The organism is Fundidesulfovibrio magnetotacticus (assembly GCF_013019105.1).
Lineage (GTDB): Bacteria > Desulfobacterota > Desulfovibrionia > Desulfovibrionales > Desulfovibrionaceae > Fundidesulfovibrio > Fundidesulfovibrio magnetotacticus.
Window position 1 is genome coordinate 174,148 of sequence record NZ_BLTE01000009.1, and the last position, 24,012, is coordinate 198,159.

The window sequence follows — 24,012 nt, forward strand, 5'->3', positions numbered from 1 at the left end:
AGGCAATCAGGAGCATGAGGCGGCCGGACGCGGTCGGAGGCCAGGAGCGCTCAAACAACCGGATGCGCTTCCATGCAAGACGCGCCGTCTTTCCGTAAGCTCCGCGCACCACGGGCCACGCCGCATGGGGAAATCCTTCCCTGCCGCAAATCTGCTCACCGTTTGCCGAACCAAAGGGCAGGGGCCGGGCGGCAAAGCCGCCTCAGCCTGATGACAACCCCCGAAGCGGGGTTTGTGAGAGCCGCCCGGCCCTGCGGAATCGCACGGCGTCCGCGCCGCCCGCCCTTCGTCCCCCCGCCGCGCGACTCGGGTCCGGGCGGGCTGCCCGTTGCGCGGCTACGCCAAGGCCCGCCGCGCCGGGACCGCCGCCCCGCCCGCCGCAAGGGGAGCCCTGGCCTTGTGGCCGTTGCCGTTGCCGCCGTCCTGGCGCATCTGCGCGATCAGGCCGTTGAGCTGCTCGGCCATGCCGCCCAGGCGGTGGACGATGTCCACGGTCTCCTCCATGCCCGATTCGGTCTCGTGGGCCACGCCGTTGACCTCGGCGATGCTCGAATTGATGTGGTCGGAGGCCGCAGACTGCTCCTCGGCGGCGGCGGCGATGCTCTGGACGTTGCGGGTGTTCACGTCCGCAAGGTCCACGATCTCCTTGAGCGAACCGCCCGAGGCGTCGGCCAGTTCGTTGGAACGCGCCACGGCCTTGGCGGCCTCTTCCACGTCGCGCACGCTCTGCGCCACGGACTCCTGGATGGCGGAGATCTTCTGGCCCACCTCCTGGGTCGCGCCCATGGTCTTTTCGGCCAGCTTGCGCACCTCGTCGGCCACCACCGCGAAGCCACGGCCCGCCTCGCCCGCGCGCGCGGCCTCGATGGCGGCGTTGAGCGCCAGGAGGTTGGTCTGGTCCGCGATGTCGGAGATCACGTTCATCACCTGTCCGATGGACTGTGCCTGGCCGCCCAGCTCGCCCATGTTGCCGCGCAGCTGGCTGGTGATGGTGTTCACGGTGTCGATGGACCGGACGCTTTCGATGACGATCTGAGCGCCCTGCTTGGCCTTCACCTGGGTCTTCGCCGCGCTCTGGGCGGCTTCGGAGGCGTTGCGGGCCACGTCGAGCACGGTGGCGTTCATCTGATCCATGGCCGAGGCGGCCTCGGAGAGACGGCGTTTCTGGGTCTCGGTGCCCTGCTTCACTTGGTCCACCTGGGCGGCCAGACGGGAGGAATAGTCCGTGAGGCTGTCGGAGAGCTCCATGGATTCGCTGGCGATGCCGTGGATGAGGTCCAGCATCTTCTGGATCTGGGCCTCCTTGACCTCTGCCTGGGCCAGGGAAGCCTTGGCCTCACCGGCGCTGTGGTCGGCCTCGGCGGACTTGCGCTCCGCCTCGGCGATCTTCTCGCGGAGGTTCTCCACCATGGTGGCCATGGACTCGGAGAGTTCGCCCAGTTCGTCCTTGCGGTCCAGGCGGCAGTGGGCGGAGAGGTCGCCTTGGGCGATGCTGGTGGAGCAACGGGCCAGGAGCCGGACAGGCTGAGCGATGGCCCGGGCGATGAGCATGCTGAGCACCACCGCCAGCACCACGGACACGGCGCTGGAGACGTACACCATGATCTTCATGGCAGCGAGGTCGTCCATGAGGCCCTTGCGGTCCTGGTCGATGCTGGATTTCACGTTCTCGCGCAGGTTCTGGAGCAGGCTCTGCACCTGGGCCAGTTCCTTGAGCGTGTGGCCGCTGAACTCCTTCTTGGCCTCCAGGCGCTTGCCATCCTTTTTGAGGGACTGAATGGTGACGGCCGTCTCGTGCAGGGCCTTGTGGGGCGCTTCCACGGCGGCAAGCATCGGCTTGAGGGCAGGATTGAGATCTTCGAGCTTGCGGCGCTCCTCGCTGTAGAACCAGCGGCCGAAGGCGCATTTGGTGGAATCGGAGGATACGGAAAGTTCGGTGGCGGCCTCGTCGTCCACGAACTGGCCCAGGGCCTGGGCCCATTTGAGATGGTCGATCTCCCGCTGAAGCAGGCTCACCGAGAGGTCATATTGCTGGATGGTTTCGACGGCATGTTCCTCGACGCCGCCGGCCTTCAGTGACACCGCGAGGAGGACCAGGACGAAAATTGCGGTTACGGTATAGAACCCTGCACGAATCTTTTGCCCGATACGCATGTCAGACCATTTCATACGATCACCCCACTTGATGAGATGGCCTGATGGCTACCAGTGAAAAAGTACGGATATTCAAGGGGATATACCGCAGGCCTCGTTGAGAGTTGTCTGATAACAAGGAAATCCTCTCCCTGAAAGGTAGGGAAAAGCGAAAAAGTCACAAAAAATATGTCTTTCCAAGGAAGAATTCTCCACAATTGTCACATACGTCACGCGCCCTTCACAAGGTCACGCAGACGCCGCTGGACACGCGGGCTCGCGCCGCCCGAAACGAATTTCCCGCGCCGCGAGACGTGAGCCTCGGGCGCGGGAACGCAGATGCGGAGCGGAGTTCGCTGGTCGACACGGAACCGCCGCGCCTGTCGCGGCAAGGATCGTCGCGCGCTCGTGACAGCCATCCGCGCACGGAGGCCCGGCCTGGCGGGCAGCGGCGGTCGCGCCGGGCGAGGCCGGAAGCACCCCGGGACTGGAGGCCGCCCGGCGGATGATGCCCCCTGCCGCTTCCGGCGGGCACCCTTCACGCGGCCTTGAACTGGAGAGCCCGCCGCCGCCCGGGTACGGATCGACCGTGAGGACGCGACGCTAGGGGAACAGCTTCAGATACTCCCCGTAGCCCTGGCTCGCCAGTTCCTCCACGGGCACGAAGCGCAGGGCCGCCGAGTTCATGCAGTAGCGCTTGCCAGTGGGCTGGGGCCCGTCGTCGAAGACGTGGCCCAGGTGGGAGTCGGCCAGCTTCGAGCGCACCTCCACGCGGGTGGCGAAGAGCGAACGGTCCTCTTTGAGCGTCACGGCGTCCGGGGTCAGCGGCTGCCAGAAGCTGGGCCAGCCGGTGCCGGAGTCGTACTTGTGCGCCGAGGCGAAGAGCGGCTCGCCCGAGACCACGTCCACATAGAGGCCGGGGCGCTTGTTGGCGTTGTATTCGTTGTTGAAGGGAGGCTCGGTGCCCTCGTGTTGCGTCACCTTGTACTGCAGGGGCGAAAGGGTGCGCTTGAGCTCCTCGTCCGAGGGCTTCACGAAGGCGGTCCATGGAGCGGGCTTCGCGCCGGGCTGCGCGGCCTGCGGCACGGGGCACGCGGCGGGACGCCCGGCCCAGGTCCTGCCCAGGAACTGGTCGCGCCCTGACCCCGCGCGATACTGGGAGTAGCGAGCCGGGTTGTTGCGAGAGTAGTCCTGGTGGTAGTCCTCGGCGGGATAGAAGGCCTCGAAGGGCCTGATCTCCGTGACGATGGAGCGCTGCCCGAACACCCCCGAGGCCGCAAGGCGGTCGCGGGAGGCCAGGGCGGCCTTGTGCTGGGCATCGCCCCGTGTGAAGACGGCGGAGCGGTACTGCATGCCCCGGTCCACGAACTGGCCTCCGGCGTCGGTGGGGTCCACGTGCCGCCAGAAGTGCTCCAGAAGCTCCTCGTAGCGCACCTTGGAGGGGTCGAAATAGACCTGCACCGCTTCCAGGTGCCCGGTGCTCCCGGAGGAGACCTGCTTGTAGGTGGGGTTCTCCTCAGGGCCGCCCGAATAGCCCGAGAGCACGCGCGTGACGCCCGGGATCTTCTCGAAGTCGGACTCCACGCACCAGAAGCAGCCTCCCGCGAAGGTGGCCACCTCCTCTCCCGGCGCTGCCGCCAGGCTCTTGTCCGACGGGACCTCGGCCCCTCCGCCGCCCAGAGGCCAGATGCAGCCGGCGGCCACCAGAGTGACCAGCCAACACGACGATCGTTTGAACAGGTTCATGGGTTCCCTCGCTTTCGATACGGCTGAAGCGGGAAATCAGACCGCCATGGCGGTTGTCAAGGCCTCCTGGTTCACGAACCCCCAGCGGCGAGCCTCCGCCTCGAAAACCCAGGGCATCGCACCGCGCAAAAGCGCCGTGACGCCTGCCCCGTCCACGGCCACCAGGCCCCCCACGTCCACGCGGGAGATGACGCCCAGATCGGTGACCAGCCCGGGCCGGGCCGCGATGGAACCGACAACCTCACCCGATTCGTCGCTCAGGACCGGAAGGGAATTCGTGGGGCGCATGCGCGTTCTCCTGGTGTTGCGGTGGCTTGGAAGGATGGCGTCGGGACGCGAATCTTTAACACCCCTACCACTTCAGCACGGAAAGGCAACGCGAAAGTTGCCGTTCCTATCCAGGGACGTTGCCGGGCATGCCCGTCGCCCGGGCCAGGCGCTCCAGCCCTCGCCCGGCCGGCAGGCACAGGGAGAGGCAGACCAGCAGCGCCACGGCTGCCGCGAGCGCGCTTTGCGAGGAACCTGGGACCACTCCCAGCGCCGGGAGAGCCTGGAACGCGAGCGGCACGAAGAGGCAGAGGGCCAGCGCCCCCCGGCCCAGGGCCGCCAGGGCGCGGGGCGCTGGAAAGCCCGCTCGCCCGGCCAGCAGCGCGGCGGCGAAGGCCATGGAGAAGAGGAAGATCCCCGCCGCGCCCAGCACATCGGAGAAGCCGCCCTTGCGTTCGCCCAGAAGGAAGAGGATCACCACATAGGCCGCCAGGGCCTGCACCCGCCGCGCCGGGGTGATGCCCCGCGCCGTCGCGCCCGTACTCGCCATGCGCCGGGCCAGCTCCGGCAGGAGCATCCCGGCCGCGAACACGGCCAGTTGTCCCAGCACAACGCCCCGGAAGGCGAAGAGGTCGGAAAAGGCGACGGTCCTCCAGGTCTCGGGCAGTTGCCAGGCCACGGCATTGACAAGGGCCGTCCCCATCAGGAGCCCCCCGGCGAAGCCCTCCTGCCCGAAGCGGCGGCGCAACGCCTGGAACGCCGGGGCCAGCGCCACGCAGGGGACGAGGGCCTCAACGATCCAGAACGGGGAGCGCAGCCCCGCCCAGGCCCAGCCGTCGGGCATCCGGCCCTCCAGCACGGCCCATGCGGCCAGGGCCAGCGCATGGAGCGGGAAGACGCGCACGGCCCACGCCAGATAGAAGCGCCGCAGGCCGTCCTGCCCGGCGGCGTGTTCCAGCATGAGGGCGCTCGCGTGGCCGTAGGCCAGCAGGAGCATGGCCAGGGCGGCCGTTCCGTAGCGCGAGGCGGCGAGCTCCCCGCCCGTAAGGGCGTCCCAGGCGGCGGACGCCAACACCACGGCCGCCGCCGCGCCGCAAAGCACCGCCTCGGCGTCGGTATTCCCCGGCACGGCTGCCGACTTGATCGATTCGGGCTCCCGGGACATGCGAAACCTCCAGCGCGACGTTGCCGCCCTACGCCCGCGCGCGCGGCGACAGCACGGCCTAGCGGGAATCGCCCCATCGCGCAATCGCCAGCGGCTCAAAAGGCTTGCGCAAAGTGGAGATCATCCACGCCGCCGGGGCGCGACGGAGCGTTCAGCCCTTGCGGCCGCGCCCGGAGTTGCGACCGGAGTTGCGACCGGCCCCGCGTCCCGTCTGTCCCGGAGACCTGCCGCCGGGGCGCGATGGGGAGTCGCCCCTTGGGCCGCCGGCCCTGGCCGCTCCGGCGGGCTTGCGGATGGCCTCCCGGCGCGCTGCGTGTTCCGCCCCGCCCTGCCCGGCCAGGATGTCGTGCTGGGCGCGGCGCTCGGCGTCGCCGCGGGCAACGGGGATGGGCCTGCCCTCCAGATCCACCCCCGCGTAGTACATGGCCGCCGCCGCAGTGCCCGGCAGGGGGATGAAACACTGCACCTGATCGGGCCTCCAGCCGCGCCCGCCCAGCCAGGCGGCAAGTTCCTGCATGTCGCGCACGGTGCAGCCGGGGAAGGCGCTCATGAGGTAGGGCACCACGTACTGCTCCTTGCCCGCTCGCGCGGACTCGCGCTCGAAGAGCTTCAGGAAGCGCTCGAAGGTCTCGAAGGCGGGTTTGCGCATGAGCCTGAGCACGTGGCCCGCGCGGTGCTCCGGGGCCACCTTGGCCTGGCCACCGGTGAACTCGCGCACCATGGCCCCCAGGGCCTCGGGGTCGGCCAACCCCAGGTCCATGCGCCAGCCGCTGGCCACGCGCACGTGGCGCACCCCCGGCACGGCGGAGACGCTGCGCAGCAGCGACACGAAATCCCTCTGCCGGGCGCTGAAATGACGGCAGAGCCTGGGGGTCAGGCAGCTTGAGCGCGCGCAGGAGGCCATGTCGCCCGTGCAGGCCGCGCCCCACATGTTGGCGCTGGGGCCGCCCACGTCGCTCACGCTGCCGTTGAATCCTCTGGTCCCGGCCAGGGCGCGGGCCTCCTCCAGCACGGAGCGCGCGCTCCTGGAGCGGATGCGCCGCCCCTGGTGCAGGGCCAGGGTGCAGAACGAACACCCCCCCGCGCAGCCCCGGTGGATGTTCAGGCTCCCGGCCATCATGGCCTCCGCCGGGACGGGCTTGTCGTAGGAGGGGTGCGCCCGGCGGGTGAACGGCAGGGTGTACAGGGCGTCCAGGGCCTCGGCCTCCAGGCCCTCGCCCGGCGCGGTGAGCACCACCATGCGCTCGCCGCTTCGCTGGCAGGCCGCGCGCCGGTTCTGGTGCACGTGGCGCTCCAGGAGGAGCGTGGCCTTCACCAACTGGGCAGGCTCGGCCTCGATGGACTCGTGGGAGGGCAGTTCGAGGGCGTCCTCCAGGGATGCGGAGCCGGGCACGGCGAAGGCCGCGCCGGGGATGTCCCAGAGCGCGGCGGCGATGTCCTCGCCCTGCTCCAGGGCCTCGGCCAAGGCCAGCAGGGAATGTTCGGCCATGCCGTAGAGCACGGCGTCGGCCTTGGCGTCCAGGACGATGGAGCGGCGCAGGGAGTCGGACCAGAAGTCGTAGTGGCTCACGCGGCGCAGGGAGGCCTCGATGCCGCCCAGCACCACGGGGAGCCCGGGACAGGCCCGGCGAACGAGGTTGGCGTAGACGATGGAGGCCCTGTTGGGCCGCGCCCCGGCCTTGCCCCCCGGGGTGTAGGCGTCCTCGGAGCGCTTGCGGCGGAAAGCGGTGTAGTGGGCGAGCATGGAATCCAGCGCCCCGGCCGTGACCCCCGCGAAGAGGCGCGGACGGCCCATGGCCGCCACGGCGTCCGGGTCGTCCCAGCGGGGCTGGGCCGCGATGCCCGTGCGGAAGCCGTGGGCCGTGAGCCAGCGCCCGAGAAGCGCCGCCCCGAAGGAGGGATGGTCCACGTAGGCGTCGCCCGTGACCAGGAGCACGTCGAGGGCGTCCCATCCGAGGCGGTCCATCTCGGCGCGGGACATGGGCAAAAACTGCGGCTGGGGAATGGGCGTGCGCGGCATGGGGGGAGTATGGTCACGGAAGGCCGCCGCGTCCAGGGCGAATCGCCGGGCGAGGCGCGCTCATCCCCCGCTAATGGCGCGCATGCCCACGGAACTCGCCCGCTACCGTTACGACTGAGTCGGCCCGCCGGAGACCGGCGGGGGGTCCGCCCCTAAGGCCCTACACGATGACGGCCTCGATGAGGCTCGGACCACGGGTGTTCATCGCCCGCGCGAAGGCATCGGCGAACTCCCGGACGGTGCGCGCGCGCACCGCCTGGACGCCCATGCCCTCGGACAGCCGGACCCAGTCGAGATCCGGGTTGCCCAGGTCCAGGAGGGACCGCGCCCGTTCCCCGCCCGACGCGGCCTGGACGAGCTCCAATTCCTGGTTGAGCACCGCGTAGGACCTGTTGGCGTAGAGCACCGTGACCACGTCGAGCCGTTCCCGGGCCTGGGTCCAGAGGGCCTGGAGGGTGTACATGGCGCTGCCGTCGCCCTCCAGACAGACCACCTTGCGATCCGGCGCGGCGATGGCAGCGCCCGTGCCCAGGGGCAGGATGTTCCCGATGGAGCCGCCCGTGACCGGAAGATAGTCGTGCGGCGCGGACCTGGCGAGAAGCGGCACGTGCGGCAGCGTGGAGGTGATGCCCTCGTCGGTCACGATGGCCTCCTCCGGCAGGAGCGCCGCCACGACGCGCAGGACACCCTCGGCCGTGAGCGGCCCCTGCGGCGGCTGGGAGGGCGGATCGAAAGGTACGGCCAAGCCCTTCCGGGGCGCGCCGACGGCTTCGGCCAGGGCCGCCAGGGCCGCCGGGCCGTCCTCGTGGGGATGGGAGAGCGTGAGCAGGGCGCACCCGGGCGGGGTCAGCCAGCCTTCCTGGTCCGGGTAGGCGAAAAAGGCGACCGGAGGCCTCGCGCCCACGAGCAGCAGTTGTTCGAACGCCCCGAGGCGCTCCAGGATGGCCCTGCCCCGGTACGGCAGCGGCGTGACCCCGGGCGACCCGGCACCGGAGCGCAGGCGCGGGGTGAAGGTGTCGCAGAACAGCGCGCAGCCCGTGGCTGCGGCGATGCGCGCCGCATGCCGGAGCCCCTGGCCGTGGAGCACGTTCCCGCGCAGGAGCATGGCGGTCCTGCGGCCGCTTGCCAGCGCGCGCGCGGCGGCGTCCACGGCATCCCCGGAGACTGTCCCCGGCGGAGCGGGGTCCAGCCTGGGGGATGGACGCTCCGCCGGAAGCCAGGCTGTGTCGGCGGGCAGGATCAGGGTGGCGGTCTGTCCGGGCGGCTGGCGCGCGGCCTGCACGGCGCGGGCGGCGTCGGCGGCCACGGTCCGGGGGCTCCGCGAGCGGCGCACCCAGTGGGAGATGGCCTCCGCGTAGCCCATCAGGTCGGCGTTCAGGGGGGCGTCGTAGCGTTCGTGGTTGGTGGCGTGGTCGCCCACGATGTTCACCATGGGCGACTGGGCGCGGCGCGCGTTGTGGATGTTGGCCATGCCGTTGGTGAAGCCCGGCCCGAGGTGGAGCAGCGTGCAGGCCGGGTTGCCCGTCATGCGGGCGTAGCCGTCCGCCGCGCCCGTGGCCACGCCCTCGAAGAGGCAGAGTACCGGCCGCATGCCCTCGATGCGGTCCAGGGCGCGGACGAAGTGCATTTCGGAAGTCCCCGGATTGGCGAAGCAGACCTCGACGCCGCTCCCGACGAGCGTGGCGACGAGCGATTCCGCCCCGTTGCAGCCGACGTGCTCAGCATCTCCAGGGACATCAGGGATTTCGTGAGACATCGTCGCGCTCCTTGCTTCAAGCGGTGCAGGCCGGTGTGGTCATGGAGGGAAGATCGGAGGGCCGGGCCGACGCACGCAATGGCGACGGCCGGATGCCCAGCGTCTTCTACTTGGCGTCTGTCATGACGGCTGTCAAGGCGTAGCGGCGTTCAGACCCGGCGCGTCTGGCCGTCCGCCCCAGGCCGTTTCCAGACGCCGCCTGCCCCGCACACGGTGCGCGGAAGTCGGCAAGAACGCTTGACCGGATCGGACCCTGATGCCACAGAGGTCTAACGACTCCGCAAGGCGGGCTGCATGGTCACCCAACCGTTCGAGACGCCAAGGGCCACCCGGCCCGCGCCGTCCGACGGCTCTCCCCGGCAGGACCCGGCGGCCCGCGACCATCACAACGACACCCTGGAGCGCCGGCGCGCACACCACGAACGCATCATCGCCAACCCAAAGGAGCCCTCATCGTGAGCACCTGCGACATCGCCCTGGTGGGACTGGCCGTCATGGGCCAGAACCTGGCCCTGAACATGGCCAGCCGCGGTTTTTCCGCGGCCGTCTTCAACCGCACCGAATCCACCACCCGCGAGTTCATGGACCGCGCCGGGAACAAGGCCGGGCTCAAGGCCGCCTTCAGCCCGGCCGAGGCCGTGGGCATGCTCTCCAGCCCGCGCAAGATCTTCCTCATGGTCAAGGCGGGTTCGCCCGTGGACCAGGTGATCGACGAATTCGTACCCCTTCTCTCCCCCGGCGACATCCTCGTGGACGGCGGCAACTCCCACTTCCCCGACACCGTGCGCCGCACCCGGGAACTGGCCGCCAAGGGCATCCGCTACCTGGGCGTGGGCGTCTCCGGCGGCGAGGAGGGCGCGCTCCACGGGCCGAGCATCATGCCCGGCGGCGAGCCCGAGGCCTGGCCCTTCATGGAGCCCATCCTCACGGCCATCTCCGCCAAAGCCGGGCCCGGCGGAGACGAGCCCTGCGTGGCCTGGATGGGCAACGGCGGAGCAGGGCACTATGTGAAGATGGTGCACAACGGCATCGAATACGGCGACATGCAGCTCATCGCGGAGGTCTACGACATCCTGGGCCGCGCGGGCGGCCTGGACGCCGCCGCCCAGGCGCGCGTCTTCAGCGAGTGGAACAAGGGGCCGCTGGCCTCCTACCTGGTGGAGATCACCGCCCAGGCCCTCTCGCGCATCGACGAAGAGACCTCCAAACCCCTTGTGGACGTGATCCTGGATGCGGCCGGACAGAAGGGCACGGGCCGCTGGACGGCCGAGAGCGCCCTGGAGCTGGGCATACCCATCCCCACGCTCACCTCCGCCGTGGAGGCGCGCGGTCTTTCGTCCCTCAAGGAGCAGCGCGTGCGCGCCTCGCGCATCCTCCAGGGCGGCTGCGAGCCCCCCGCCGTGAACGTCGCGGACCTGGTGCGCGACGCAGAGCAGGCCCTCTACGCCGCCAAGGTCTGCTCCTACGCCCAGGGTTTCGCCCTGCTGGCCGAGGCCGACAAGGTCTACGGCTTCGGGCTGGACCTGGGACAGGCCGCCAAGGTCTGGCGGGCCGGTTGCATCATCCGCGCGGATTTCCTGGACGACGTGACCGCCGCCTTCAAGGCCGACCCCGCCCTGGAAAACCTCCTGGAGGCCCCGGTGTTCACCAACGAAGTGGGCCGCCGCCTGCCCGCGCTGCGCAGGCTGGCGGGCGTGGCCATCGCCTCGGGCATCCCCGCCCCGGCCCTGTGCGCCAGCCTCGCCTACTACGACGGCTTCCGCTCCGAACACCTGCCCGCCAACCTCATCCAGGCCCAGCGCGACCTCTTCGGCGCGCACACCTTCAAGCGCCTGGACAAGGAGGGCGTGTTCCACGCCCAATGGTGAGCGCCCGCACGCAAGAACGCGGAAACGCCCGGCCGGGAGCGCGCGCTCCCGCGCCGGGCGTCGAACGTCGTGGACGCTCCCCGGATTGCGGGCGTCAGTCCTTCATGGCCCCCATGGTCAGGCCCTGCACGATGGACTTGCGCACGAAGAAGGCGAACACGGACACCGGCAGCACGATGAGCGTCGCGGCCGCGCCGATGCCCGCCCAGTCGATCTTGCCGTAGGAGATGAAGTTGTAGACGGCCACGGGCACGGTCTTGGTCCTGGGGCCGGAGAGGATGAGCGAGAAGAGGAACTGGTTCCAGGAGAAGATGAAGGCCATGATGGCCGAGGTGGCTATGCCGTTGCGCACCAGGGGCAGCACGATGGTCAGGAAGGTGCGCAGACGGGTGCAGCCATCGATCATGGCCGCGTCTTCCAGTTCGGCGGGCACGCTCTCGAAGAAGGAGATCATGAGCCAGGTGACCATGGGCAGGGTGATGATCAGGTGCGTGACGGTCAGGGCCGTGTAGGTGTCGATGAGCCCCATTGAGCGGAAGATGATGTACCACGGAAGAAGGTAGCTGACGAAGGGGGTCATTCTGGCCAGGAGGATGATCAGCCCGATGCGCCCCTGCTTGTACTTGGCGATGGAATAGGCGGCCGGAAGCCCCAGCACCAGCGAGAGCCCGGTGGCCAGGGTGGCGATGATCACGCTGTTCATCAGGAAATGGAAGAAATCGTGCTGCTGGAAGACGGCCCGGAAGTTTTCCAGGGTGGGCGTGAAGAAGAATTCCGGCGGATAGGCGATGTTCTGCGAGCCGGTCTTGAGCCCGGTCATGATCATCCAGGCGAACACAAAGAGCGGCGGCGCGCACAGGGCCACCGCGCCCGAGTAGAACAGGACGCTCTTGATCCTCTTGACCGCGACGCTCATGGCGCTCCCCTCCCGGTCCGGGCCGTCATTTGGCCAGCCTGAGCCTGTTCATGACCACGTTGAACACCAGGACGATGAGGAACACCACCACCATCAGGGCCGAGCCGTAGCCCGCCTTGAAGAACTGGAAGCCCACCGTGTAGGAATAGAGGTAGAGCGTCTCGGAGGCGATGCCCGGGCCTCCCTGGGTGATGGTGTAGATCATGTCGAATTCCTTGAGGTTGTCCAGGGAGCGCAGCATGAGCGCGGCGATGAGCACCGGGCGGATCATGGGCAGGGTGATGTGCCAGAAGATCTGCAGCGCGTTGGCCCCGTCGATGCGCGCGGCCTCGTAGGGGTCGTGCGGCAGCGACTTGAGCCCCGCCAGCACGATGAGGGTGATCATGGGGGTCCATTTCCACACGTCCACCATCACCAGCGAGAGGATCACCGTGTGCTCGCTCGAAACCCACAGGCTGCCGGGCAGGCCCACCAGGCGCAGCAGGTAGTTGAGCACGCCCACCTCGGGGTTGAGCATGATGCGCCAGATGAGCGCCACGGCCACCGGCGTGGCCGCGAAAGGAAAAATGTAGATGGCCTGCACGGCCTCGCTGCCCTTGAACTCCCGGTTGAAGTACAGGGCGATCATCAGGCCCAGGCCCATCTCCAGGGCGAGGCTCAGGCCGCTGAAGGCGATCATCACCACGGTTCCGTTGAGGACGCGCTCGTCGGTGAGCAGGTCCACGAAGTTGTCCAAGCCGATGAAGCGCGGCTGCCCGAGTCCGATGGTCCATTTGGTGAAGGCCAGGTAGAGGTTGAAGGCGATGGGGAAGACCACGATGAGCAGGAGCACGATCACCGCCGGGGCCGGAAACACCCAGGACTGACGCCGGTCGATGAAGTCGGAGAGGGCTTGGGCGATGCGTCGCATGGTCTGCCGCCTTGGTTTTCCTGGCCCGGCGCGCAGTCGGCCGGAAGCTGCCGGACTGGCTGCGCCCGGGGTTCTTGTGCCTGGTCCCCGCGCCGTACATGACCAACGCGCAACCGGGCCGGTTGCCGTCTGAAACGCCCGGGGGCGTGTGCCTGACCGCCGCGCCGGACGTGGCCCGCGCGCAGCCGGGCCTGTCGCCGTACGGATGCGCCGCCGCCCCAGGCGGGCGGCGACGCGGGTTTCCGCCTGTTCCTGCCCGGTCTACGGCAGTTCCATCTTCTTGTTCATGAGTTCCGCGGCCTTGTCCGCCGAGGCCTTCACGTCCTTGCCCTGGATGGCGTCCACGATCACCTGTCCAACGATGTCGCGGATTTCGGGCACGTTGAGCACGGGCGGGTTCCACTGCGGGTTGCCCGTTTCGTAGGACTTCTTCACGCTGGCGGTCCAGTCGGGGTTCTTGTCGCCCGCCTTGTACTCGGGGGAATCCCAGGCGGAGGCGCGCCCGGCGGGCACGCCCGCCAGCAGGGCCTTCACGGCGTTCTGCTTGTTGGTGGCCCACTGGATGAAGAGCCATGTGGCCTTCTGCTGCTTGGCCGGGGCGTTCTTGTTGATGCACAGGCTCCAGTTGGAGAGATGGGGGATGCTGCCCGCCGGTCCGGCCGGGATCACCGCGTAGCCGACCTTGCCGGCCACTTTGGAATCCTTGGGGTTTTCATAGAGCGACTTGAAGACGTTGGCGTCGTAGATCATGGCCGCCTTGCCTTCCATGAAGAGCTGCGTGCTCTCAGCCCAATGGAGCATGGTGGCGCCCTCGGGGCCGTAGTTGCGCAGCATGTCGCCATAGAATTTGAAGGCGGCGATGTCCTGGGGGGAGTTCAGGAAGGATTTGCCCTTCTCCATCCAGTTGCCGCCGAAGGTGAACATGAAGTCGCTCCACTGGGAGGTGGCCGCCGCGCCCTTGCCGCGCAGGGTGACGCCCACCATCTTCTTGCCGTCCATCTCCTTGCCGTGGAAGAACTTGGCCGCGTCCTCGAACTCCTTCATGGTGGCGGGAACCTTGATCTTGTTCTGCTCGAAGAGGTCCTTGCGGTAGGACAGGAGCGAGGTCTCGGCATTGAACACCACGCCGAAGAGCTTGCCGTCGATGGTGTTGGCCTTCATGAACAGCGGGAAGAAGTCCTTCTGGTCCCAGCTGGCGTCGGTGAGGGCGGGGTCCTTCACGAAGTCGTCCAGGGGGAGGAGCCACCCGGCCTTCCAGTAGTAGAGGTCGTCCTGGGTGGCCATGATCATGAAGCCGTCCAGCTTGCCGCCGGAGTTGAGCTCGATGGTGCGCTTGTTGCGGAACTGGTCCTCCGGGAAGGACTCCATCACCACCTTGATGCCCGTGAGCTGTTCGAACTCGGCCAGTTTCGGTTCGATGTAGGTGGTGAAGGGGTGCTTGTTCATCATGACGCGGATTTCCGTGCCCTGGAACTGCTTCCAGTTCACCTCGGCCCTGGCGTCGGACCAGGACATGCCCAAGGCAAGCAAGGCCGCCAACGCAAGAAACACCGATTTGCTTCTCATGCGACTCTCCCTGTTTGGCCCGCGACGCGGACCGTTTTCCTAACCTACCGAAAGCCCGGTCCCTGGGTCGAAGAGGCGCGCCCTGGAGGCGTCCAGGCGCACCGTGACGCCGCTGCCCGCGACGATGGGGGTCGGGGGAACGTCCAGCCGGGCCACCAGGCGGTGCTCTCCGGCGCTCAGATGCAGCAGGACCTCCGAACCCAGCTGCTCCACCACGTCGGCCGTTGCGCTGATGCGATCGCCGCCCAGGGCCTGGCCGGACTCGGCCAGGGTGAAGTCTTCCGGGCGGATGCCGAAGACCAGGGGTTTCCCGGCGTAGGGAGCCAGGGCTTCGCGCAGGGCCTCGGGCAGGTCCACGCGGAAGGCCCCGGCGTTGAGAACCGGGCGTCCGTCGCGGTTCTCCACCACGCCCTCGGCGAAGTTCATGGCCGGGGAACCGATGAAGGAGGCCACGAAGCGGTTGGCCGGATGGCGGTAGATGTCCATGGGCGCGCCCTGCTGCTGGAGCGTGCCGCTTTTCATCACGTAGATGCGGTGGGCCATGGTCATGGCCTCCACCTGGTCGTGGGTGACGTAGATGGTGGTGGCGTCCATGCGCTGGTGGAGCCTGCTGATCTCGGCGCGCATGGCCACGCGCAGCTTGGCGTCGAGGTTGGAGAGGGGTTCGTCGAAGAGAAACACGGCGGGCTTGCGCACGATGGCCCGGCCCACGGCCACGCGCTGACGCTGGCCGCCGGAAAGTTCGCGGGGCTTGCGCTCCAAAAGCCCCTGGATGCCCAGGATGTCCGCGGCCTCCTCCACGCGCCGGTCGATCTCCGGCTTGGGGAACTTGCGCATCTTCAGGCCGAAGCCCAGGTTCTCGCGCACGTTCATGTGCGGGTAGAGGGCGTAGTTCTGGAAGACCATGGCGATGTCGCGGTCCTTGGGGGGCACGTCGTTGACCACCCGATCGCCTATGAGGATATCCCCCGAGGTGGGCTGTTCGAGCCCGGCGATCATGCGCAGCGCCGTGGTCTTGCCGCAGCCCGAGGGCCCCACCAGCACCGCGAACTCGCGGTCTTGTATCTCGATGTTCAGGCGATCGACCACGGTGGTGGTCTTGAAGGTCTTGACGATGTCCTTGAGCGTCACGCTGGCCATGGCACCATCTCTTTGTTGGCGGACCCGGTGGGCAGAATGGCTGGATCGTAACAGAAACGCGTCGGTAATCAAAAGGAAAATACCCTGGCCGCCCGCGCGGCAGGGTCTCAGAAGGCCCGCACGGCCAGGGCCAGCAGGGGAATGGACACCCCGGTGAAGAGGATGCTGGCGAACCAGCAGGCGTTGGTCAGGTCCACGTCCAGGTCGTAGAGCGAGGGAGGGATGAGGGCCAGGAAGGCCACGGGCATGCAGGAGAGGATCATCACCACCTTGAGGGGCACGCCCCCCAGGATGCGCCCGTAGCCCAGGAGCCAGGCCGCCGTGGTGGCCAGCACCGGCACGGCCAGGAACCGGATGGCCAGGGTGGCCGCGCACGGCCCCGGGTAGGCCGCGAGCCTTTTCACACGCAGCGCCAGGCCGATGGCCACCAGCATGCAGAACGAGGCCAGGGGCACCAGCACGGCGTTCACCGTGACGTAGGCCGCCGGGCGTTGGAACCCGGCCAGGCGCAGGGCCGCGCCCGCCGCCATCCCGCCCAGGGCGCAGAGGATGAAGGGGTCCGTGGCGACGCGCTTGAGCCCGGCGGCCAGCCCGCCCTGGCCCGGCCCGGTGAAGGAGCGCGCCACGGGGAAGCCCACCCCGAAATAGAGCACTTCCTCCAGGAGCTTGTAGGCGGGGACCATGGCGAACCCTTCCTCGCCCAGCAACTGGTGGCACACCAGCGCCCCCACGGCCCCCACGTTGGTGAAGAGGCCGCAGCAGAAGAAGGCCCCCCTCTCGCGGCGCGCAAGGCCCATGGCCTTTCCGGCCGCGAGGGCCAGCGCGCCGCCGCTGACGAAGGCGAAGACGCCCACGGCGGGCAGGCTCCAGATGCCACTCACCGAGAGGTCCAGGTTCCAGAAGGCCCCGCAGTAGGTGACGGGCAGCAGGAAGAACAGCGCGATCTTCTGCAGCAGGAGCCGCAGCCTGGGCAGGTCCGGGGGGTTGCGCCACCTCCCGGAATCCGCAAGCTGCTTCATCCCCCAGCCCGAGAGCAGGCCCGTGGCGATGACCAGCAGGGCTGTGACCACACGTTCCATGATCTTTCAAGAATCCCCGAGACGGGCCGGGGTGTCAAGGTCGGGGGGGAGGCCGGGGGGTCTCCGCCCCCCGGCCCGTGCGGATCAGAAGCTGAAGACCTTGGCTTCGTCGGCCATGTCGATGAGCACCGCGGCGGTGCTGATCTCGAACCCAGCGGGCAGGTCGTCTTCGTGGATCAGGCGGACGTCCGCGCAGGGCTTGCACACCAGGAAGCGCACGTTTTTTGCCCTGAGTTCCTTGATCTGGTCGATGAGGGCGTCCCCGGTGGGGATGCGCACCTTTTCGGCCATGCCCAGGTTGGTCCAGTAGACGGCCTCGTCCAGCAGGAACACCGTCACCTCGTGTCCCTTATTGGCCGCCACCTTGGCCAGGAAGAAGGCGCGCACGGAGCGGGTGACGTCTTCCGGCCCACGCGACAACACGAAAAGAAATTTGCTCATGTCGGCTCCTTGATGCATTGATTCTGCCTTCAGCATACAGGACCGTCCGGCCTTGAGGCAACTCCCGGCCATGGACTCGCCCGGCGTCTGGCGCTAGAAGTCCATGGACGGCCGGGCCGCCCCGCGCCGCAGCGCCGAGCACCCCAAGCGCAGGAGCCCCCTTGGACAAGCGCCGCGTTCTGTCCCTGACCGCCGTGGTCTGCCTCACCCTGGCCGCAACCCTGGCCGGGACGGGCTTGGGCCTGCTGGGCAACCTGGACCGCTGGTGCTGGGACGTGCACCACCTGCTCACCGGCAAGCGCCACGAGCCCTCCTCCACGCTCATCGTGGCCCTGGACGCCGAGGCCCTGGCGGCCTTCCCGGACACACCCCTGGCCTTCTTCGGCCCCCACTACGCCCTGGCCATCGAGCGCCTGCGCGAGGCCGGGGCCGCCTGCACGGCCCTGGACGTGCACCTGGGCATCACCCCCGAGCAGTGGCTGCGCACCCTGGGGACGGATCAAGTCCCCGACGCCCTGCTCGACTACGACCAGACCTTCGACCAGGCCCTGGCCGGAGGCCGCGTGCTCCTGGCCGTGCGGCCCGTGCGCGGCCGGGGCGAACTTCCCGTGCCCTTCCCGGCAAGGGAATACATGGACGCTCTGCCCGGCAAGCTCGCGAGCCTGGGCCTCACCAACCTTCTGCGAGACCCCGACAACGCCGTGCGCCGCATGGTGGCCGCCCACGAGGGCCTGCGCGCCGCACCGGAGGGCCAGCCCCTCCCCCCGGGCTGGGAAACCCCGCACCCGTGGTGGACCCTGGCCGCCCTGGCCGTGCGCACCGCCGGGAACCACGAGAACCTCCCGGCGCTCCGGGCCCCGAACTGGAGCGAGCCCGCGCCCGTGGCCTGGTGCGGTCCGCCGGGGACCGTGCCCCGGCTCTCCCTGGCGGCGCTCACCCGTCCCCGGGGGCTCACCCCGGAGGAGAAACGCCTCGTTGCCGGACGCATCGCCTTCGTGGGCGCCGAGTTCGAGGGCGCGGGCGACCGCCTGCCCACCCCCTACTCCCGGAACTTCCTCTGGCTGGGCCACCGCGACATGACCGGCGCGGAAATCCACGCCAACATCGCCGAGACCATCCTGCATCCCGGCCGCATGGCCTTCGTGCCCCTGTGGGCGGCCGGGCTTTGTTGGCTGCCCTTCCTGACGGCCGGGGCCATGGCCTGCGACAGGGCGGGGGCGCTGGGGCGCAAGGGGGTTCGCGCCGGGCTGGTCGTCGCGGCGTGGGGTCTGGGCTTCGCACTCTTCCTGTGCGGCTGGCTCTTTCCCGTGGCGGGGCTTGTCACGGGGCTCGGGATGGTGTTCACCAGCGTGAGCGGCATGCGCATGACGCGCGCCGAACGCGCCGCCGCGTCAACGTCCGCCAAAGGGAAAGGAGGCAGGACATCATGAAGGCATCGCGCCGCATCGCGCTCCTGGCGCTGGCGGGGCTCCTGACGCTCCTGCCGGGGACGGCCATGGCCCAGACGGTCTGCATGGTCTCGGCCCTGGAGGGACAGGCCGCCCTGACCCGTCAGCCCGGCAAGCGCCTGGAGATGACCACCTTCCGCAAGCTCCTGCCCGGCGACCGCGTGGAACTGCCCGCCGGGTCGCGGCTGCGCCTGAGCTACCTGGCCCAGAACCGCGCCGAGGAGTGGACCGGGCCGGCCGAGCTGGCCATCGAGACCGCCTCGGCCCGGGAGGCGACGGGGCGCGCCCCTGTGGTCACGAGCCTGGGCCTGGACGCCGGGGCCATCAAGGATTCGCCGGTGCTCTCCACCCAGGGCGAGCTGGTGGCCGGGCAGCTGACCGTGCGCGGCGCGGCGGCCCCCGCGCCCCAGGACGCCCCCCTGGACCGCGCGGGCAAGGAGGAACTGCGCAAGGCCCAGGCTGAGCGGCAGCGTCTGGCGAAAGCCCTGCCGCCGGGCGACGCCGCCCCCCAGATGGTCTACCTGGCGGCCCTGGAGCGCCTTGGCCAGCGCGCGGCCATGGCCGCGCTCCTGGAGGACCTCCTGGCCCAGAACGGCCCCAACCCCGCTCTGGAGAGTCTGCTGGCCGGGCTCCACGCCCCCGCGCCCTGAGGCGGTCCGTGTCCGCGCTCAACGAAGGCATGGTGCGCACGGCCCGGCTCTCGGGTCCGCCTCTGGAGGGTTTCGCCCTTTACGGATTCCTCTACGTCTGGAACGAAGCGGACATCATCGAGGCCTCGGTGCGCAACCTCTTCCTCCAGGGCTGCGACCGCGTGTTCCTGGTGGACCACGCCAGCGACGACGCCACTGCGGCCCTCGCCCAGGCCCAGGGGGCACAGCTCTTCAGCACCCACGCCGAGCGCTTCTTCGAGGAGAGCGCCAAGGTGCTCCTGGCCAACCGCTGCATGGCCGAGGTGAGCGCGCGAAGCGGCCTGGAGCACGTCTGGTGGCTCTTCACGGACGCCGACGAATTCCCCCACGGCCCGGGCGGCAGGACGGTGCGCGGCTACCTGGAAGAGCTGCCGGGGAACTACCGGGTGGTGGGCTCCCGCGTGCTGGAGCACGCCCCGGACGCCGGGGCCTTCGCACCCGGGACCAACCCCGTGGCCCGCTACCCCCGCGCCCGGCCCGACCCCGTGGCCCACTGCCCCGCCGGGCACCTGAAACACCAGCTCCTGCGCTTCGACCGGGACGCCCCGCCCCTCTACACGGGGCCCGGCTACCACATCTTCGCCAGCGACGCCTGCCCGCTCCCGGAGCCGGAGAGTTCCCTGGTGGTGCACCACTTCCCGCACCGCGCCCCGGCGGTCACGGCGGCGCGGCTCAAGCGCATCCTGGAGGAGAACCGGCTCAAGCGCATGCTGCGCGACTGGAACGATCCGGCGAAAGCGGGAAAAGGGGCTGCGGGCGAGACCGGGCGCATCGAGAAGGACCTGCACCACTGGCACGCCCGCCTGCGCGACCTCAAGAAGACCTACCGCCTCCACGAGACCCTGCCCCTCTGGACCGAACTCGTCCCGCCGGAGGACGCCGTGATGGCTGGCTGGGAAGAGCCGCAAGACTCAAGACGAGTGCCGCGACCGTGAAAAACATGAACATTTCATCACGACGTCAATCAATGATTCTGGTTGTTTGCCCCGACAATCCGTACGACTGGATTTTGAGGGCGCAACCCTAGCCGCCCTGCTCCCGGGTCTGCTGGCGGGGGTTCATGCCGTCCCGGTCCAGTCCCCGGCCCGCGTCGTAGACCCCCACCACGTCCTCCAGCAGGCGCACCGAGCGCGCCCGGCGGTGGTAGCGCCGGATGTTCAGGAAGTCCGACTCGTAGCCCCCCTCCCCCCCCCAGCCCCGGCAGCGCACCGCCACCAGCTCGCGCGAGATGCACAGGCACAGGGGGTCCACGTTGCCTTGGCGCACCACATCCTGCGCGTTCCCCCGCACGGGAATCACCGGCCCGGGAAAGGTCCGGGTCACGTCCACGCGGGCGATGACCATCTCCGCGTCCAGGTGCGGGAGGAAGCTCTCCAGGGCGTTTTCCAGGTAGGCGTTGTCGTCGTCCAGGAACATCAGGTGCGAGCCCCGGGCCTGCCTGATGAGCGCTTCCCGGATGGCGTTGCCGAAGTTGCCGGACCTGGGGAAGTCCACGAAGCGGGCCGGAGTGGACGTGGCGGGCCGCCGACCCTTCACGCCGTCGAAGCCCACCAGCCACTCCACCTGCCCGGGCAGGGCCAGGCCCAGGGCCTGGGCGCGGGCCACGGCGGCGTCCAGGCTGGCGGCGGCCTGAGCCAGGGCCTCGGGCCGGTCTCCCCGGCTGGGGGTGATCACGCTCACGAGCACGGCGGGGGGCTGGGTCATGGTTCGTCCATGGGGCTTGTCCCCGACGGCGGGGGGGGATGCAGGAGCTTGCCGGGCTTCGCCGCGTCGCCCGGGGTACGGCGGATTCCGCCGGGCTTTACCGGAGCGGTCTCATGCGAGGGCGAGAGGCTCACCACTTCTTGTAGGGGGCGGTCCAGCGCACCACGCGGAACCCCTCGGGGGTGTAGCGCACCTCGGCCTCGCCCGCCGCGCCCGGCCCGGCGATGGAGGCGATGAGCCGCCCCTTGTCGTCCACCTTGAGCCCGTAGAGGTAGCGGAAGGGCTCGAAATTGGGGTCCTTCGGGTAGTCCGTGGCGCGCAGGAAGTCCGGCTCCGCCTTGGAGCCGAAGAAGCCCTTGTTGACGAGCACGTGGTCGAAGCCGCTCCCGTTGAAGCGGAACGCCTCCACGGGGGTGGGGCTCACGTCGCTGCGCGGGTGGAGCAGGATCATCTCCTTGCGGCCGTCGCCGTCCAGGTCGAAGAAGGTTTCGGGCAGATATTCTCCGGCGTTGCAGCTGCAGAAGATGAAGTACGAGAGGCCCTCGCGCGGCCCGGCGAAGAGCGTCTTGCCCTCGGGCGAGAGCACGTCCAGGAAGTAGTTGGAACAGCCGTTGCCGGATTCGCAGGTCAGGCGCAGGGTTTCGGGCCTGCCGTCGCCGTCGAGGTCCACCTTAAGGAGCTTCACGCGTTCGTCGGGGCCGCAGCCGATGAGCCCTTCGTAGTTCCCGGCCGCGCTCTTGCCGGTGACGAACGTCTCGTAGGGGGCCAGGCACTTGGCGTTCACCCAGCCCTCCTTGCCATCGCGGGTGCGCACGCGCGCCCAGCGTCCATCCAGGGAGAGCAGGCGCACCATGTCCCCGGCGTCGAGCTTCCCGATCACCGGGGCCTTGGCGTAGTCCGCTCCGCCCCACTGGCGCAGGTTGTTGTCGTTGTCCACAACGAAGCGGGCCTCGGCCTTGGGGTACTCGGGGACGGAACAGAAATCCTGGGCGAGGGCTGCGGGGGCCTGGGGAAGGCTCAGACAGAGCGCGAGAAGAACGGCCAGGGCGGGCGCACGCATGGTTGCCTCCGGAGGTCGTTGTTGAGGCTCAGTACTTCCGAAGCAGAGCCACCAGATCGTCCACGCCGCGCACGATGGTCTCGCAGCTTGCATGGATCATGGAATTGACCACGGCCCCGGGCACGTCGCCCACGTTGCGCGAGTCGGTGCGCACGCCGAGCACCGTGATGCAGCGCGCGTGGGCGAAACCGATCTCCCAGGCCGTGCCGTCGTCCACCTGCGTGCCGTCCAGCAGGGCCACCACCAGGGAGCAGGCTGCCAGGGCGTCGCGGCAATGGGTCATCACCTGGCGCGGGGCGTCCTGGCCCCAGGCCTCGATGGCCTCCTGCGTGAAGAGTTCGAAGGGCCAGATGACGGCGTGCCCGGTCTCGGTTTCGATGCGGGCCTTCACGGCGCGATGCCAGGCCTGCCGGGGGCCGCAGAAGAGGGGACCGGCGAGATAGATGGTTGCCATGCCCACCGTGTGCCAGCAGGCGGCCGCGAAGACAAGCCCGATCGATTCCCTGGCGCGTCTCGGCTGCCAGTGTTGCGTTCTCAAAGTCCGTCCATACGGACTGCAAAGACAATCAATTGAAATAATTTACTTTAACCCTGAAAACATCCTCGTGTTTTCAAAATCGCGACACTAGAGCCCCTTGCGGCGCTCCATATAGGCCACGAAATCCTCCTTGAGCTGGCGGATGAGCACCTCACGGTATTCCGCGACCACCTCAGGAGACCGATCCTCCATCATGGATCGGTGATATTCCACCAGAGCCTGATAGGTGTCCAACAGCTCCTCGTGAAACGAGCATTTGTCCGGCGAGATCTCGCGCATGGACGCGACGCGGTATCCCATATGACCGGCCATGTAGCGCAGCGGCGCGATGGAGTTGCACACCTTCATCAATGGAATCAACAGCTCGATTCCCAACTTAGCCCCTTTGTCACCAGGGTCCAGTTCACGCATCAACGTGGAGTATGGCTTGCCTACTTCCTCTGAAATCGTCTTCATTGGTGTCGGACAGTTCTGAACCATCTCAAGAACCACGCGTGGAAATTCGTCTTTCATTAGAAACCGCCCGTTAGATTCTAACAAAGTTACATCTAATTCTTCTGTTTATAAAAGGAAAAAGCTTCGGATTGTCAAGAGGCGCGCAAGCCCGCACCACCCGAAACAACCGGACCGGGGCGCGGCGGCCAGCGCCCCCGGACGACAGGTCCGCCCTTCTGGAGCAAGCCTGCCACGGTCCGGCCGGACGCAACCTCCCATGCGCCCGGCCGGGCGGCCCTGCCTGCCGGACGTCGACGACTTCCGGCAGGCGCTCGCCTCGCAACACTCAACCCACAGGAGGCGCCGTCCGGCCGACTACTGCCCCCTGCGCCGTTTCCAACCCGCGGCGCACGCGAGCAAACCAACTTCCGGCAAACGCATCAAGGAGAGGATGATGTTAGACAGAATGAAACTGGTAGGCTTGATTCTCGGCCCCGTCCTGTTCCTGCTGATCTGCATGTTGCCCCTGCCCAAGGGGATGACGCAGCCGGCCATGTACTGCGCAGCCGTGACGGCGCTCATGGCCACGTGGTGGATCACCGAGGCCATCCCCATCCCGGCCACGGCCATGCTGCCCATCGTGCTCTTTCCCTTCTTCCAGATCATGCCCAGCGCCAAGGCGACTGCGCCCTACGCCAACCACGTGATCTATCTTTTCATGGGCGGCTTCTTCATCGCCGTGTGCATGGAGCGCTGGAACCTGCACTACCGCATCGCCATGAAAACCATCCAGATGGTGGGCACCAGCCCCTCGCGCATCATCCTGGGCTTCATGGTGGCGGCCGCGTTCATCTCCATGTGGGTCTCCAACACGGCCACTACGGTGATGATGATGCCCATCGGCATGGCCATCATCAAGGCCTGCGCCGAGATCACCGGCGAGAAGGACCTGCACCAGAACCCCTTCGCCATCGGGCTCATGCTTTCGCTGGCCTACGCCGCGTCCATCGGGGGACTGGGCACCATCATCGGCACGCCCCCCAACACCATCATGGTGGCCCAGATCGACAAGATGTACGGCCAGACCATCACCTTCCTCGACTGGATGAAGGTGGGCGTCCCCCTGGCCGC

At 68.5% G+C, this 24,012-nt stretch carries 22 protein-coding genes; 6 read left to right on the plus strand and 16 right to left on the minus strand.

What is annotated here, in order from left to right; genetic code table 11:
* Positions 1-336: 336 nt before the first annotated feature.
* The 6 genes from NNJEOMEG_RS11105 to NNJEOMEG_RS11130 all read right to left on the minus strand — a co-directional run bounded on the left by NNJEOMEG_RS11105 (position 337) and on the right by NNJEOMEG_RS11130 (position 9,087).
* Positions 337-2,154, minus strand: a complete 1,818-nt coding sequence (locus NNJEOMEG_RS11105; RefSeq protein ID WP_173084392.1) for a methyl-accepting chemotaxis protein — start codon at positions 2,152-2,154, stop codon at positions 337-339.
* 582 nt (positions 2,155-2,736) lie between these two features.
* Positions 2,737-3,879, minus strand: a complete 1,143-nt coding sequence (gene msrB, locus NNJEOMEG_RS11110; protein ID WP_173084394.1) for a peptide-methionine (R)-S-oxide reductase MsrB — start codon at positions 3,877-3,879, stop codon at positions 2,737-2,739.
* 36 nt (positions 3,880-3,915) lie between these two features.
* Positions 3,916-4,167: a hypothetical protein gene (locus NNJEOMEG_RS11115; protein ID WP_173084396.1), complete on the minus strand. Its 252-nt coding sequence runs from the start codon at positions 4,165-4,167 to the stop codon at positions 3,916-3,918.
* A gap of 106 nt (positions 4,168-4,273) precedes the next feature.
* On the minus strand, positions 4,274-5,311 hold the full coding sequence (locus NNJEOMEG_RS11120; RefSeq protein WP_173084398.1) for a hypothetical protein: 1,038 nt from the start codon (positions 5,309-5,311) through the stop codon (positions 4,274-4,276).
* 151 nt (positions 5,312-5,462) lie between these two features.
* Positions 5,463-7,331, minus strand: coding sequence for a YgiQ family radical SAM protein (locus tag NNJEOMEG_RS11125; RefSeq protein WP_173084400.1), 1,869 nt, complete (start codon positions 7,329-7,331; stop codon positions 5,463-5,465).
* 160 nt (positions 7,332-7,491) lie between these two features.
* Positions 7,492-9,087 (minus strand): acetolactate synthase large subunit, encoded by a 1,596-nt coding sequence (locus NNJEOMEG_RS11130; protein WP_173084402.1) that lies wholly within the window; start codon positions 9,085-9,087, stop codon positions 7,492-7,494.
* A gap of 294 nt (positions 9,088-9,381) precedes the next feature.
* On the opposite strand from NNJEOMEG_RS11130, the gene NNJEOMEG_RS11135 reads away from it, so the two are divergent.
* Both NNJEOMEG_RS11135 and gnd read left to right on the plus strand, forming a co-directional pair.
* Positions 9,382-9,546: a hypothetical protein gene (locus NNJEOMEG_RS11135; RefSeq protein WP_173084404.1), complete on the plus strand. Its 165-nt coding sequence runs from the start codon at positions 9,382-9,384 to the stop codon at positions 9,544-9,546.
* A complete protein-coding gene (gene gnd, locus NNJEOMEG_RS11140) occupies positions 9,543-10,955 on the plus strand; it encodes an NADP-dependent phosphogluconate dehydrogenase (RefSeq protein ID WP_173084406.1) in 1,413 nt (470 codons plus the stop codon). Before NNJEOMEG_RS11135 ends, gnd begins: the two co-directional genes overlap by 4 nt.
* A gap of 94 nt (positions 10,956-11,049) precedes the next feature.
* On the opposite strand, the gene NNJEOMEG_RS11145 is transcribed toward gnd, so the two are convergent.
* The 6 genes from NNJEOMEG_RS11145 to NNJEOMEG_RS11170 form a co-directional block, all read right to left on the minus strand.
* On the minus strand, positions 11,050-11,871 hold the full coding sequence (locus tag NNJEOMEG_RS11145) for a carbohydrate ABC transporter permease (RefSeq protein ID WP_173084408.1): 822 nt from the start codon (positions 11,869-11,871) through the stop codon (positions 11,050-11,052).
* A 25-nt stretch (positions 11,872-11,896) separates the two neighbouring features.
* On the minus strand, positions 11,897-12,781 hold the full coding sequence (locus NNJEOMEG_RS11150) for a carbohydrate ABC transporter permease (protein ID WP_173084410.1): 885 nt from the start codon (positions 12,779-12,781) through the stop codon (positions 11,897-11,899).
* 261 nt (positions 12,782-13,042) lie between these two features.
* On the minus strand, positions 13,043-14,347 hold the full coding sequence (locus NNJEOMEG_RS11155) for an ABC transporter substrate-binding protein (protein ID WP_173084412.1): 1,305 nt from the start codon (positions 14,345-14,347) through the stop codon (positions 13,043-13,045).
* A 39-nt stretch (positions 14,348-14,386) separates the two neighbouring features.
* Positions 14,387-15,487, minus strand: coding sequence for an ABC transporter ATP-binding protein (locus tag NNJEOMEG_RS11160; protein WP_173084414.1), 1,101 nt, complete (start codon positions 15,485-15,487; stop codon positions 14,387-14,389).
* A 107-nt stretch (positions 15,488-15,594) separates the two neighbouring features.
* Entirely contained in the window at positions 15,595-16,566 is a 972-nt protein-coding gene (locus NNJEOMEG_RS11165; protein WP_173084416.1) for an AEC family transporter, read from the minus strand.
* Between the two features lie 84 nt (positions 16,567-16,650).
* Positions 16,651-17,007, minus strand: a complete 357-nt coding sequence (locus NNJEOMEG_RS11170; protein WP_173084418.1) for a DsrE family protein — start codon at positions 17,005-17,007, stop codon at positions 16,651-16,653.
* Positions 17,008-17,168: 161 nt separating this feature from the next.
* On the opposite strand from NNJEOMEG_RS11170, the gene NNJEOMEG_RS11175 reads away from it, so the two are divergent.
* Genes NNJEOMEG_RS11175 through NNJEOMEG_RS11185 form a run of 3 tightly spaced genes read left to right on the plus strand, consistent with a single transcriptional unit; the run spans position 17,169 to position 20,079 of the window.
* Complete coding sequence (locus NNJEOMEG_RS11175; protein ID WP_173084420.1) at positions 17,169-18,437, plus strand: CHASE2 domain-containing protein; 1,269 nt, start codon at positions 17,169-17,171, stop codon at positions 18,435-18,437.
* A complete protein-coding gene (locus NNJEOMEG_RS11180) occupies positions 18,434-19,105 on the plus strand; it encodes a hypothetical protein (protein WP_173084422.1) in 672 nt (223 codons plus the stop codon). Before NNJEOMEG_RS11175 ends, NNJEOMEG_RS11180 begins: the two co-directional genes overlap by 4 nt.
* An 8-nt stretch (positions 19,106-19,113) precedes the next feature.
* Positions 19,114-20,079 carry a glycosyltransferase family protein gene (locus NNJEOMEG_RS11185; protein ID WP_173084424.1) on the plus strand — a complete coding sequence of 322 codons (966 nt, stop codon included), beginning with the start codon at positions 19,114-19,116 and terminating at the stop codon, positions 20,077-20,079.
* An 88-nt stretch (positions 20,080-20,167) separates the two neighbouring features.
* Here the strand turns inward: NNJEOMEG_RS11185 and NNJEOMEG_RS11190 are convergent, their stop codons facing one another.
* From NNJEOMEG_RS11190 to NNJEOMEG_RS11205, 4 genes are all read right to left on the minus strand, one after another.
* Positions 20,168-20,848 carry a glycosyltransferase family protein gene (locus NNJEOMEG_RS11190; protein ID WP_173084427.1) on the minus strand — a complete coding sequence of 227 codons (681 nt, stop codon included), beginning with the start codon at positions 20,846-20,848 and terminating at the stop codon, positions 20,168-20,170.
* 130 nt (positions 20,849-20,978) lie between these two features.
* Complete coding sequence (locus NNJEOMEG_RS11195) at positions 20,979-21,908, minus strand: SH3 domain-containing protein (protein ID WP_173084429.1); 930 nt, start codon at positions 21,906-21,908, stop codon at positions 20,979-20,981.
* Positions 21,909-21,936: 28 nt separating this feature from the next.
* Complete coding sequence (locus tag NNJEOMEG_RS11200) at positions 21,937-22,362, minus strand: nucleoside 2-deoxyribosyltransferase (protein ID WP_173084431.1); 426 nt, start codon at positions 22,360-22,362, stop codon at positions 21,937-21,939.
* A 171-nt stretch (positions 22,363-22,533) separates the two neighbouring features.
* On the minus strand, positions 22,534-22,959 hold the full coding sequence (locus tag NNJEOMEG_RS11205) for a phage regulatory CII family protein (protein WP_173084433.1): 426 nt from the start codon (positions 22,957-22,959) through the stop codon (positions 22,534-22,536).
* Positions 22,960-23,335: 376 nt separating this feature from the next.
* Here NNJEOMEG_RS11205 and NNJEOMEG_RS11210 point away from each other — a divergent pair.
* A partial coding sequence (locus NNJEOMEG_RS11210) for an SLC13 family permease (RefSeq protein WP_173084435.1) occupies positions 23,336-24,012 on the plus strand: 677 nt, incomplete at its 3' end.